This is a genomic window from Quisquiliibacterium sp., from assembly GCF_982640115.1.
On record NZ_CEXFHW010000123.1, the window covers coordinates 1 to 12,007 of the forward strand.

The 12,007-nt window shown below is 72.3% G+C and carries 8 protein-coding genes and 1 pseudogene; 3 read left to right on the forward strand and 6 right to left on the reverse strand.

Going from position 1 to position 12,007, the window contains the following annotated elements; all coding sequences use genetic code 11:
* Positions 1-6: 6 nt before the first annotated feature.
* Genes AC2H6A_RS13485 through AC2H6A_RS13495 form a run of 3 tightly spaced genes read right to left on the reverse strand, consistent with a single transcriptional unit; the run spans position 7 to position 4,212 of the window.
* Positions 7-1,362, reverse strand: coding sequence for a M48 family metalloprotease (locus tag AC2H6A_RS13485; protein ID WP_484274126.1), 1,356 nt, complete (start codon positions 1,360-1,362; stop codon positions 7-9).
* 28 nt (positions 1,363-1,390) lie between these two features.
* Complete coding sequence (locus AC2H6A_RS13490; protein WP_484274119.1) at positions 1,391-2,569, reverse strand: hypothetical protein; 1,179 nt, start codon at positions 2,567-2,569, stop codon at positions 1,391-1,393.
* Complete coding sequence (locus tag AC2H6A_RS13495) at positions 2,566-4,212, reverse strand: CHASE2 domain-containing protein (protein ID WP_484274120.1); 1,647 nt, start codon at positions 4,210-4,212, stop codon at positions 2,566-2,568. The genes AC2H6A_RS13490 and AC2H6A_RS13495 overlap by 4 nt, the downstream gene beginning before the upstream one ends.
* 37 nt (positions 4,213-4,249) lie before the next feature.
* Here AC2H6A_RS13495 and AC2H6A_RS13500 point away from each other — a divergent pair, with 37 nt between their 5' ends.
* Positions 4,250-6,085 carry an aminopeptidase P family protein gene (locus AC2H6A_RS13500; protein ID WP_484274121.1) on the forward strand — a complete coding sequence of 612 codons (1,836 nt, stop codon included), beginning with the start codon at positions 4,250-4,252 and terminating at the stop codon, positions 6,083-6,085.
* A gap of 15 nt (positions 6,086-6,100) precedes the next feature.
* Here AC2H6A_RS13500 and AC2H6A_RS13505 read toward each other — a convergent pair whose 3' ends face one another.
* The gene (locus AC2H6A_RS13505) at positions 6,101-6,832 is read right to left on the reverse strand and encodes an aspartate/glutamate racemase family protein (protein WP_484274122.1); all 732 of its coding nucleotides are present in this window, start codon (positions 6,830-6,832) and stop codon (positions 6,101-6,103) included.
* Between the two features lie 147 nt (positions 6,833-6,979).
* Between AC2H6A_RS13505 and AC2H6A_RS13510 the strand changes: the two genes are divergently transcribed.
* A complete protein-coding gene (locus AC2H6A_RS13510) occupies positions 6,980-8,521 on the forward strand; it encodes an acetyl-CoA acetyltransferase (protein WP_484274123.1) in 1,542 nt (513 codons plus the stop codon).
* A 126-nt stretch (positions 8,522-8,647) separates the two neighbouring features.
* Complete coding sequence (locus AC2H6A_RS13515) at positions 8,648-10,465, forward strand: putative bifunctional diguanylate cyclase/phosphodiesterase (protein ID WP_484274124.1); 1,818 nt, start codon at positions 8,648-8,650, stop codon at positions 10,463-10,465.
* A 2-nt stretch (positions 10,466-10,467) separates the two neighbouring features.
* Here the strand turns inward: AC2H6A_RS13515 and AC2H6A_RS13520 are convergent, their stop codons facing one another.
* Positions 10,468-11,382: a PaaI family thioesterase gene (locus AC2H6A_RS13520; protein WP_484274125.1), complete on the reverse strand. Its 915-nt coding sequence runs from the start codon at positions 11,380-11,382 to the stop codon at positions 10,468-10,470.
* A 295-nt stretch (positions 11,383-11,677) separates the two neighbouring features.
* Positions 11,678-12,007 (reverse strand): annotated as a pseudogene (locus AC2H6A_RS13525) (hypothetical protein); the annotation flags it as partial.

Below are 12,007 nucleotides of genomic sequence, written 5' to 3' on the forward strand. Positions count from 1 at the left end.
GCATCCTTACTTCAGGTAACCCCAGGCTTTCAGGCGCTGCACCGAATAGCCTGCCGCATCCCCCTGCGAGGTGGTTGCCAGGAAGCGCTGGAACTCCCGCGCGGCCGCATCGCGCCGGCCCATCGCCTCGAGCGAAACGCCTTTCAGGAAGCCGATCGACGGATCGCCCGGCAACAGGCGCTCGAAGCTCTCCAGGTCCTGCAGCGCCGACCCGGGGTCGCGCAGCCCGAGCTTGAGCGAGGCGTTCAGGCGCGCTGCCTGGGCCTCCTGGGGATAGACCTCGCGGGCGGCATCGACATGGCGCCGCGCCTCGGCCAGCCGGCCCTGGGCCTGCAGCGTCTGGCCCATGCGCAGCAGCGCCGGGTAGTCGCGCGGACTCAGGCGCAGCGCTTCGCCGAACTGGCGCTGCGCCTCGGGCAGGGACTTCGCCGCCAGCGCGGTCTCGCCCTGCTTGCAGGCCTCGATGGTGGGCTTGAGCTGGCGCAGCGCCACGGTGCTGTCCATGAAGCGCTCGCGCCCCTCGGGGGCGCCGCGGCTGCCGGCGTAAGTGGTCTCGGCCAGTCGGCGCGCGGTGTCGCGCCGCTCGGTGCCCATGGGGTGCGAGGCGAACATGGTCTCGAGCACGCTGGGCTGGCGGGTGTGCCCGTCGACCAGCAGCTGGTGGAGCTGCACCATGCCGCTGGCCGGATAGCCGGCCTGCACCATGTAGCGCTGGCCCAGCGCGTCGGCCTCGCGCTCGTTGTCACGCGAGTAGCTGGAGAGCAGTGCGCTGGCGCCGATCTGCGCGCCCATGCCGATCAGCGGCGACCAGCGCGAGTCGCTGGTGGCTGCGCCCAGGGTGATGACCGCCACCTGCGCGGCCATGGCCTGACCCTGGCGCTGCGCGGCGTGGCGGGCATTCACATGAGCGAGCTCGTGCCCGAGCAGCGCGGCCAGCTCCGCCTCGTTCTGCATCTCGACCATGATGCCGCGGGTGACCCCCATGGCGCCGGCCGGGAAGGTGTACGCGTTGACATGGTTGGCGTTCAGCACGCGGTAGCTGTAGGGCATGTCGCGGCGGTGCACGCCGGCCTGTACCCGTCTGCCCACATCAGTCACATAGGCATTGACCGCCGGGATCTGCACCGCGCCGAGATCGCGCGAGAACTGATGGGGCGCCTGCTGCGCGTCCACGGAGCGCTCCTGCGCCTCGGTCAGGCCCACCAGGATGCGTTCACCGGTGACCGGGGAGGTGGTGCAGCCCTGCAGGGCCGCCGCGCCCGTGGCGGCGGCGAACAGCCAGAGCATGTCGCGGCGGGTGAGGCGGTTGGCCTGCAATCGGCGCGCGAAGGCGCTCGCCGCGAATCGGGAGTCGTGGGTCATGGCCACGGGCGTGCCTCCAGCCGGCGGATCAGGGACCGCTTCGGGCGGGCGGCATGAGCGCCGCGCCGGGATTGCCGGCAAGGCCGACCTGCGGCGGGCGCAGCACCGGATCGCCATGCATGCGGTTGTTCAGCTTGGCCTGGACGCACTGGCGCACGGTGTCGGCGCCCCCACTGACTGTCGCCTCCCTCGCGTCACGCACCACACAGTCGCGGGTGAACTGGGTGAGCAGCCCGCCCTTGGCGTCGTCTTCGAGCGCCGGATCCCCGGGCACCGGTGCCAGGATCACCGTCTCGCCGCCAAGCGGCGCGCCGCGGGCGAGCTCGTCGGCCAGGGCCGCCGTGCGGGCGCCCGGTGCGCATGCGGCGCCCGGCGCCCGGTGGCGGCTGCGCAGCACGCCTTCGTCGTTGGCGTTGGTCCAGCCCGCGGGTGGTGCGCCGGCCGCGGCGCTGCCGGCGTCGATCACCATGAACAGCTTGTCGGTGCGGCGCAGCAGTGGCTGCAGCATCTGGGCGAGCTCGGCGTGACTGAGGAAGCCTCCCCGTCCGCCCTCGTGCATCAGCAGCCCGGCCACGCAGGCGCCGCCGGCATCGGCCTGCTGGCTGCCCTGTGCCGCCAGGTGGATGAAGACCCGGTCGCCTTCGCGGGCGCGGCTGGCCAGCTCGAAGAAGGCCCTGCGCACCGCATCGACCGTGGCCTGGTCGTCGGTCAGCGCGCGGGTGCTGCGTGCCGGCACCTGCAGGCTCTGCGCGATCTGCAGCGCCGATTCCCGGTCGGCCGCGATGCCGGGCAGCGTGGGCACCTCCGGATCGGCATAGCGACCGACCGAGACCAGGAGGGCGTGCCGCGCGCCAGGGCCGCCCAGCGATCGGATGGTGAGCGCGACCGCCGAGCTGCCCTGCGCCGCACGACCGCTGGCCATGCCGGCCGCGCTCGAGGTGCCGGCCGGCATCTGCAGCGCGCCGGCGCGCACCCAGCCCTGCTGCCGACCGGACTCGACCAGCGCCCAGCCGCCCTCCAGGCTGATCACGGTGAGCTTCGCGCCGGCGCTCAGGTTGCTGATCACCGATGCGCTGGGCAGCTTGTCGGCGCGCAGCTCGATGGCGCGATTGGTGCTGACATTGTCGATGACGGCCGCTGCGGGCGCTGCGACGAGCGCGGCGAGCAGGCCGGCCAAGGCGGGGATCAGGGCTGACAGGCGGTTCATGAGGACGCCTCCTGGTGGGTGGTCGGGGAACTGCGGACAGCGGGCAGCCAGGCCGCCAGAGCGGCGGCGACCAGCGCGGTGCGATCGGCGATGTCCGGCAGGATCTGGCAGACACCCATGGTGCCACCGAGGCCGGTGATGCCCTGCTGGAGGGCCGGCGCGGCGGCGCGCAGCTGATCCGGTGGGCCGACCAGCGCGGCGAAGCGGCGGAACTCCGCCCAGTCGGCGCGGGATGTGCCGCCGCCGGGCAGCAGCAGACGGCAGTCAGGCGCGTGCCGCTCCAGCAGCGTCATCAGCCGGTTGTGACCGGCCTCGGTCCAGGCGGGTTCGGCCAGGATCGGTTGCAGTGCGATCGGTCTGCCATCCAGCACCGGCGCGCCGCACCAGTGGCGCCGGCGCAGACCGGCCCACAGCCTGACCACCGTCAGAAAGATGACCACCGAGCCGGTGGCCAGGTGCAGGTCGAGGAACACGCGCTCGGTGTGCAGGCTGGCGAAGCTGATGCCCAGCAGCACCGCCGGCATGGCGATCAGGGCGCCGTCGAGTACCGAGAGGCTGCGGTAGCGCACCAGCAGCGTGATGCCCACGCACATCAGCACGGCCAGCGCGCTCTGCGCCCAGGCCGGCAACTCGTCCAGGACGCGCTGGTTGAGTTCGTTGTCGATCAGGGTGGCCAGGGTGTCGACGCCGCCCTGGCGTGCCGACACCGCGGTGGGATGGAAGTCATGCAGGGCGGTGGCCGTGGCGCCGATCAGCACGATCCGGCCGCGAAACGAGGGCACCTGCGCCTGCGGTGTCTGGCCTTCGGCGAGATCGAAGACATCGGCGAAGGGCACATGCGGGTACTCCTGCGACACCTTGCGCCAGGCGACCAGTTCGCGTCGCGGGCTGGCTGCGGCGGCCCGCACCCGGTCCTCCCAGACCTGGGGCTGCAGGGACTTCAGCACCGCCAGCCCCATCGACTGCAGCACGCCCCCGTCGGCCAGCCGCTGAACCGGCTGGTGCCGGCGGATCACGCCATCGGGATCGGGATAGGCATTGGTGAGCCCCAGCGGTGCGCCCGCCACCGAGGCCAGGAAGGGCGGGATGAGGGCGACGGTGGCCGAGTCGCCCGCGGTGCCGGCCTGGGCCCAGAGCCCGGGCAGGGCCGGTCGACGGATCTCGCTGTTGCGGTCGGCGCTCTCGGGCAGGCGCACCACCGAGAAGTGGCTGTGCCGGCTGCGCGCCGCCGCCGCGTCGAAGGCGCTGTCGCCGCCCGGGCTGAGCCGGTCGGGGTCGGAGAACAGGATGTCCCAGACGATGGCCGCAGGCTGCTGCGACTCGATGTGGTCGAGCACCGTGGCGAGCGTGTCCCGTGGCCAGGGCCAGCGCCCGAACTCGCGGCCCATGCGCTCGAGGCTGGCCTCGTCGATGTCGACCACCACGATGCGGGGGTCAGGCGGGGCCGCGCGCAGCCGTGAGCGCACCATGAGGTCGTAGGTGGGCTCGGCCAGCCCGGTGCTCACATGCAGCAGGTGGTTGTCGAGCAGGATCCAGGCGCAGAAGGCGACCAGCAGCGTGCCGATGACCCGCGCCGAGCGCATCGCGCCCAGCCGGCTGAGGCGTGCCTGACCCTCGGTGACGGTGCGCTGCAGGAAGCCCATCGCGAAACTTTACCGCGCCGGGCACTAGAATCGGCTCATGGACACCCGAACCTCGCCCGTGCGCCTGCGCATCGAACGCGTGCGCGACAGCCTTCGCCAGCATGGCCTGCAGGCCCTGCTGGTGCCTTCCAGCGATCCGCATCTGTCGGAGTACCTGCCGCCGCGCTGGCAGGCCCGGCCCTGGCTGAGCGGGTTCACCGGCTCCATGGGCACCCTGGTGGTCACCCTCGAGCGTGCCGCGATCTTCGCCGACAGCCGGTACTGGGTGCAGGCCGCTGCCCAGCTCGCCGACACCGGCATCGAGCTCGTGAAGATCGCCAGCGGCGCGGCCGTGCACCACATCGACTGGCTGATCGCCCATACCCCGCCCGGGGCGGCGGTGGCGGTCGACGGCCAGGTGCTCGGCCTGGGCGCCGGCCAGCAGCTGCGCACCGCCCTGGACCGCGCCGGCCGCAGCCTGCGCACCGATCTCGACCTGATCGAGCAGGTCTGGCCCGATCGCCCCGGTCTGCCGCAGGCGCCGGTGTATGCCCATGCCGCCCCGCAGGCCACCGAGGGCCGGGCGGCGCGCCTGGCCCGCCTGCGCGCCGCCATGGCCGAGCGCGGCGCCACCCACCATGTGGTGAGCACGGTCGATGACATCGCGTGGATCACCAATCTGCGCGGCGCCGATGTCGAGTACAACCCGGTCTTTCTCGCCCACCTGCTGGTGGCGCCCGCACGGGCCACGCTGTTCGTCGGCGACGGCAAGGTCGATGCCGCGCTGCGCGCGGCGCTGGCCGCCGACGGTATCGAGGTGGCCGACTACGCCCGCGCCGCCGATGCGCTGGCGGCCCTGCCCCCTGACGCGGTGCTGCTGCTCGATCCGCGACGCATCACCCTGGGCCTGCGCGAACGCGTCCCGGCCGCGGTGAGCGTGGTGGAGGCGATCAACCCGAGCACGCTCGCCAAGAGCCGCAAGAGCGAGGCCGAGGCTGCCTTCGTGCGCGAGACCATGATCGAGGACGGCGTGGCGATGTGCGAGTTCTACGCCTGGTTCGAGCAGGCGCTCGCGCGCGGCGAGCGCATCACCGAGATCACCGTCGATGAGCGGCTGTCGGCCGCGCGCGCGCGCCGACCGGGCTTCGTGGGCCTGAGCTTTCCGGTGATTGCCGGCTTCAATGCCAACGGTGCCATGCCGCACTACCGCGCCGAGCCCGGCAGCGAGGCGCTCATCGCCGGCGACGGCCTGCTGCTCATCGACTCCGGCGGCCAGTACCTCGGTGGCACCACCGACATCACCCGGGTGTGGCCGGTGGGCCGCGTGAGCGCGGCCATGAAGCGCGACTACACCCTGGTGCTCAAGGGCACGCTCGGCCTGTCGCGGGCGGTGTTTCCGCGCGGCACCCTGTCGCCGATGCTCGACGCGCTCGCCCGAGCCCCGCTCTGGGAGCAGGGCCTCGACTTCGGACATGGCACCGGGCACGGCGTGGGCTACTTCCTGAATGTGCACGAGGGGCCGCAGAGCATCAGCAAGGCCATCCCCGAGGCTGCGATGGCCATGGAGCCGGGCATGATCACCTCGGTGGAGCCGGGCGTGTACCGCGACGGGCAATGGGGTGTGCGCATCGAGAACCTGGTGCTCAATGTGCCGGCCCGCACCCCCGAGGACGGGCCGCAGGGCAACCGCTTCGGCGAGATGCTGGCCTTCGAGACCCTCACGCTGTGTCCGATCGACACCCGCTGCATCGAGCGCTCGCTGCTGCGCGATGACGAGATCGACTGGCTCAACCGCTATCACGCCACGGTGCGCGAGCGCCTCGCGCCGCGCTGTCAGGGCGACGCGCTCGACTGGCTGCTGACCCGCACCGAGCCGATCGGCCGCGCGGGCTGATCGCGGCCGGCCTGCTCAGCCACGCGGGCCGAGCAGCGCGGCCAGTTCGGCGCTGATGCCCTGCCAGCGCGCGCCGTCGGGCCCGGCGGGCGCGGCGCCCGCGGCCGTGGCCAGCGCCTCGCGCATCATCTCGCCGCCGGCCTGCACATTGTCGATCAGCGGCACCGGCACCTGCGGCGCGAGGGAGGCCGCCATGCCCACCAGGGCCGCGCCGCCCAGGATCACCGAGTCGGCGCCGCTGCGGGTCGCGTCCTGGCAGGCGCGGGCGAGCAGGCGCAGCGCGCCGGGCGGATCGGCCGCGAGCTGGGCGCCGGTGAGGCTCACCAGCTCGATCTGCTGCAGCGAGCTTTCCAGGCCGAGCGCTCGCGCCAGCCGCTCCAGCATCGGTCGCCAGCGCACGCCGCCAGTCACGATCGCGAAGCGCCCCCGCCGCGCGGCCAGCCGCATCGAGGCTTCGGCCAGCCCGATCACCGGGCCCGGACAGAGCTCGCGCAGCGCGAACACGCCCGGGTCGCCGAAGCAGCCCACCAGGACGCCATCGGCACCCTCGCCGGCGCAGGCATAGGCGTCGAGTGCGGCGTGGCCGGCCACGCAGTAGGCGGCCTCGGAGGCGATGTAGTCGGCGCCGAAGCGGGCCGTGGTCAGGCGCAGCCGGTGGGCCGCACCGAGGGCCTCGGCGAGCGGCGGCGCGAGCCGGTCGGTGACCGAGGCGGTGGTGTTCGGGTTGATCAGCAGGACCTGGGCCATCACGGTCTCCGGCACGGCGGGCAGGCGCGCATTCTACGCAGCCGCCGCGGCACGGCCCATGTCGCAATCTGCGCGCCGGCGATGCGCGGTGACGGCGCGCGGGTATCGTATCCGGCTAACCCCGACACGATTGCGGAGCTCACGACGATGCCAGCGCTCGACGATCGCATGCCCATTCTGGTGGGCTGCGGCGACATCACCGACACCACCACGCCCGCCCTGGAGGCGCGCTCGCCCTATGACCTGATCGCGCAGGCCGGGCGCGTGGCGCTCGACGACACCGGTGCGCCCGGCATCGGTGGGGCGATCGACACCGTGGCCATGCTGCGCTCCTTTGCCGACACCTCGTGGCGCTTCGCCACGCCGCTGGGCTCGTCGAGCAACCCGCCGCGCAGCGTGGCCAACCGGCTCGACCTCAATGCCGCCCGGCACATCTACACCTATGCCGGCGGCAACATGCCGCAGTACCTGGTGAATCGCTTCGCGGAAGAAATCGCCGCAGGCGAAACCCGCGGGGTGCTGCTGTGCGGCGGCGAGGCCCTGCGCACCCAGCACGCCATCGAGCGCAACTCGCCGCCCGGCCTCTGGGCCGAGAGCCCGCGCGGCGAGCCCGAGCTCATCGGCGACTCGCGCCGCGGCTGGAGCGACCACGAAGAAAAGCACAACCTGCGCGCGGCCATCGCGATGTACCCGCTGTTCGAGAACGGCATCCGTGGTGCGCGCGGCCGCGATATTGCCACCCACATGCAGGCGATCGGCCGGCTCATGGCCGGCTTTGCCCGGGTGGCCGCGGCCAATCCGCTCGCCACCCGCCGCGAGGGCCATGACGCGCAGCGCCTGATCACGGTCGACGAGGAGAACCGCTGGATCGGCTTCCCGTATCCGCGTTTCCTGAACTCCAACGCCTTCATCGACCAGGCCGCGGCGGTGGTCATGACCTCGGTGAAGACCGCCCGCGAGCTTGGCATTCCCGAGCACAAGTGGGTGTTCCTGCATGGCTGCGCCGACGGTCACGACCACTGGTATGCCTCGGAGCGGGTCAACTTCCACTCCTCCCCGGCCATCCGTCTGGGCTCCCGGCTGGCCCTCGAGATGGCGGGCCGGCGTATCGAGGACTTCACCTTCCTCGATCTCTACAGCTGCTTCTCGTCGGCGGTGGAGATCGGCTGCCAGGAGATCGGTCTGGCCGAGGACGACCCGCGCGGGCTCACCGTGACCGGGGGGCTGCCTTTCTTCGGCGGCCCCGGCAACAACTATGTCACCCACTCCATCTCCGAGATGGTGCGGCGGGTGCGGTCGCGCCCGGGCAGCTTCGGGCTGGTCACCGCCAATGGCAACTACGTCACCAAGCACTCGTTCGGCGTGTACTCGACCACGCCGGTGCAGGGCCGCTGGCAGCGCCAGAGCCCCTCGGTGCTGCAGGCCGAGCTCGACGCCCTGCCCAAGGCGCCCTTCAACGAGACGCCCAGCGGCGCCGCGCGCATCGAGACCTACATGGTGATGCACGGCCGGCGCGGCCCGGAGTGGGGCGCGGTGTTCGGCCGGCTCGAGTCCACGGGCGAGCGTTTCCTGGCCAATCCGCCGGCCGATCCGGCGGTGCTGTGGGATCTGCAGAACCGCGAGGGCCTGGGCCGCCCCGGCACGGTCAGCCAGGTCGATGGGCGCAACGTGTTCATGCCCGCGGGCTGAAGCGCATCGGGGCAGGCGCACCGCCTGCCCAGCGCTGCTGGCCGTCCGTCCAGAGGCCCCTGCAGCGCCCCCGGGGCGGGCCGAAAGCCCGGTATCGGCCTTCCGCCGGACGAGTCTTCCCCGCCCATGATCCCCTCCAGAAAAGCCGTTCTCCCGTCGGGCAAGACGCCCTGGCGGGCCGCCAGCGCCTCCCGGGCGATCGCGCTCCGGCGTCGAGGCTTCATCAAGCGGCCACCGCGGCCGGCCTCGCTGCAGCGCCTGTTCGCGCTGTCGCCAACCGGCATGCTGGTGGTGCGTCTGCGCGACGGCCGCATCCTGGACGCGAACCGCGCGCTCCTCGACCTTCTCGCCTGCACCCGCGAGCAGCTCGCGCAGGCCGGGCCGAGCGTGATCGCGCTGGGTTCCTGGCTCGAGGATGACTCGGTGCAGCGGGCGCTGATGCAGTCCACCGGCGTGATCGGCCCGGTGGAGCGCGAACTGCTGGCGCTGGACGGCACACGGGTCAGTGCGCTGATCACCGGCGCCTGCATCGAGGATCCGAACGACGGCCAGGTGATCTGGGCCACCGTGCAGGACCTTGGCCAGCGCCGGGCGCGCGAGCGCGAGCTGGTCAGTGCAGCGCGCAGCGATCCGCTCACCGGGTTGGCCAACCGGCTGGTGCTGCGCGAGCGGCTCGAGGCCTCGCTGCGGGCGCTGCGGCTCGATCCCGCCCGCCGCTTCGCGGTGCTGTTCATCGACTTCGACCGCTTCAAGCAGGTCAACGACACGCTCGGCCACCAGGCTGGCGATCAGATGCTGCGCGAGATCGCCGAGCGGCTGCGCCGCAATCTGCGCGCCAGCGATTTCGATCCCAACTCCAACACCGGCAGTCTGGTGGCGCGACTCGGCGGTGACGAGTTCGTGCTGCTCGCCCGTGTGAATGGCGAGGGCGCCGCCCAGTCGCTGGCCCGGCGGCTGCTGGCTGCGCTGGCGCCACCCTTCCAGCTCGGTGGCCGCGAGGTCCAGGCTGCGGCGAGCATCGGCATCGTGCTGGCCGATCAGGGCAGCGCCAGCGCGGAGCATCTGTTGCGCGATGCCGATGTGGCGATGTACGAGGCCAAGCGGGCCGGCGGCAGCTGCTCGGTGGTGTTCGACGGGCCGATGCGCCGACGCGGTGAACGCCGGCTGATGCTGCAGACCTCGCTGGTGCATGCGATGAACAGCGGGCAGATCTCGCTGGCCTACCAGCCGGTGATCGACCTGTCCTCGGGTGCGATCGTTGCGGTCGAGGCGCTGGCGCGCTGGCGCCACCCGCGGCTCGGCGACGTCTCACCCGGGGAGTTCATCCCGATCGCCGAGGAGTCCGGCCTGATGCTCTCCCTGGGCGACTGGGTGATCCGCGAGGCGAGCCGCCAGTTCATGCAGTGGCGATCGCAGCTCGGCACGCAGGCGCCCGCGCGGGTCAGCGTCAATCTGTCTCGGGTGCAGCTCGAGGCGGCGGGCGCGCTGCGCGACCGGGTCACGGCGGTGATGGCCGAGACCGGCATCCCGCCGGCCTGCCTGCAGTTCGAGGTGAGCGAGCGCGAGGCGCGGCTGGATGCCGGCAGCTGGCGCGCGGCGCTCGACGGCCTGCGCGCGGCCGGCGTGGGCCTGGCTCTGGACGACTTCGGGACCGGTGCCACCTCGATGGGCCATCTGCGCGAGCTGCCCTTCGACCAGGTGAAGATGGACCACTCCTTCCTGGCGGCGATGGAGACCGACCCGGGCGTGAGCGGCATGGTGCGCGGCACGCTCTCGATGTTCAGCAGCCTGGGCCGGGTCTGTGTGGCCGAGGGGGTGGAGAGCGCCTCGCAGGCCGAGATGCTGCTTGCCCTGGGTTGCCGCTACGCGCAGGGCTACCACCTCGGCCGTCCGATGGCCGCCGAGCCGCTGTTCGGGCGCATCGCCCAGCTCAGCCCGGTCTGAGATCAGCCCTGGGGATCGGTAAGCAGGAAGTGGCCGCGTGACACGGTGATCGGGTAGTCGGGGCTGCGCTGCCAGCAGCGCACCAGCACCATGGCCACCCGCGCGCCCAGCCGCACCACCTCGCAGCTGGCGAAGGTCTCCTCGGGGCGGCCCGCCCGCAGGTAATCGATCGCGAAATCGATGCTCTTGGGCAGCTTGCTGCCGCGCAGGGTGCGCGCCAGGTGCAGGATGGCCGCGCTCTCCGAGAACCCTGCGATCACCCCGCCGTGGATGGCCGGCAGCCGCGGGTTGCCGATGATCTTGTCCTGGTAGGGCATGCGGTAGAGCGGCTGCCCGTCCTGAAGGGATTCATGCAGCCCGAGATAGCGCAGATAGGGCACCGGCGACTCGGCCATCACCGGTTCGCTGGCCGGCGGGGCCTGCCAGGTGCTCGGCGCTGGCTCGGCGGGCGCCGATGACACCGAGATGCCCCCGGGTGTGGCCGGGCGGGTACCGGCCGGGGTGGACAGCATGAAGGCGGCCTGGGCGGTGGCGATCGGCTGGGTGCGTTCCTCCTGCCAGACCTCGGCGCGAATGAAGGCGACGCTGCGGGTCAGCCGATAGACATGGGCATCACAATGGGTGTCCTGTCCGGGACCACCGGGGCGCAGGTAGTCCATGCGCAGATCGAGCGTGGCATAGGGCACCTTGCGGTCAACGGCGGTGCCCACCGCCAGGCCGCAGGCCGAGTCGGCCAGCACGGTGATCGGGCCGGGGTGCATGAGCCCGCGGGCGGGGTCGCCCAGCCAGTCGGCACGGGCCGGCAGCATCATGCCGCCGATGCCGGGCTCGACCCGGGTGACGCGCATGCCGATATCGCGCATGTGGGGGGTGCGCGAGACGTACTTTTCGGTGAGGGCTTCTAGGTCGGGTTGCATGAGCGGGATTTTCGCACCGTTCGCGGGGTGAGGCGGTGGGGTTTCGGCAAGGGCGGTGCGGCCGGGTTCAGTGCGCACTGGGCAGCGAGGCGGGAGATGTCCGCCGGGATGCGGTCGAGTCCAAAGTCCCGATCGCGCAATGCAAGTGAGTCCATGCTCTCGCACGAGCCTTCGTCCCGTGGGGCCTCGATCAAGCTGACCTGGGGCATGCGACGGCAACCGATCGTCGCCTGCTGATCGTCGAATACCGCCCCGCCCGCTCGCCCGATCTCCGAGCGCCCGATGTCCCTCCTGATCAGCGCCCGAACGGCCGCGTGATCGCCGAGATCAGGGCTGCGCCGAAACCGCCGCGGCCCTGCCCGGCATTGCCGGTGGCCCCGGCGGCGGGCGCGGCCGGGTTGGCTGGCACGCTGCTCGCCGCTGGCGCTGCCTCGACCTGACGACGCACCGGCTCCGCGCTGGAACGGGCCGGCTGGCTGCGCGAGCCCTGGGGGCCGCGTGCCGACGGGCCCTGAGGTCCGCGCGCCGATTGGGCGCCGCGGGGCGGATTGCCCCGACCGCCGCGCCGCTCGCCCGGATGGGCGCTGCCGCTCTCGGCATGGCCACCGTTGCCCGACGGCATACG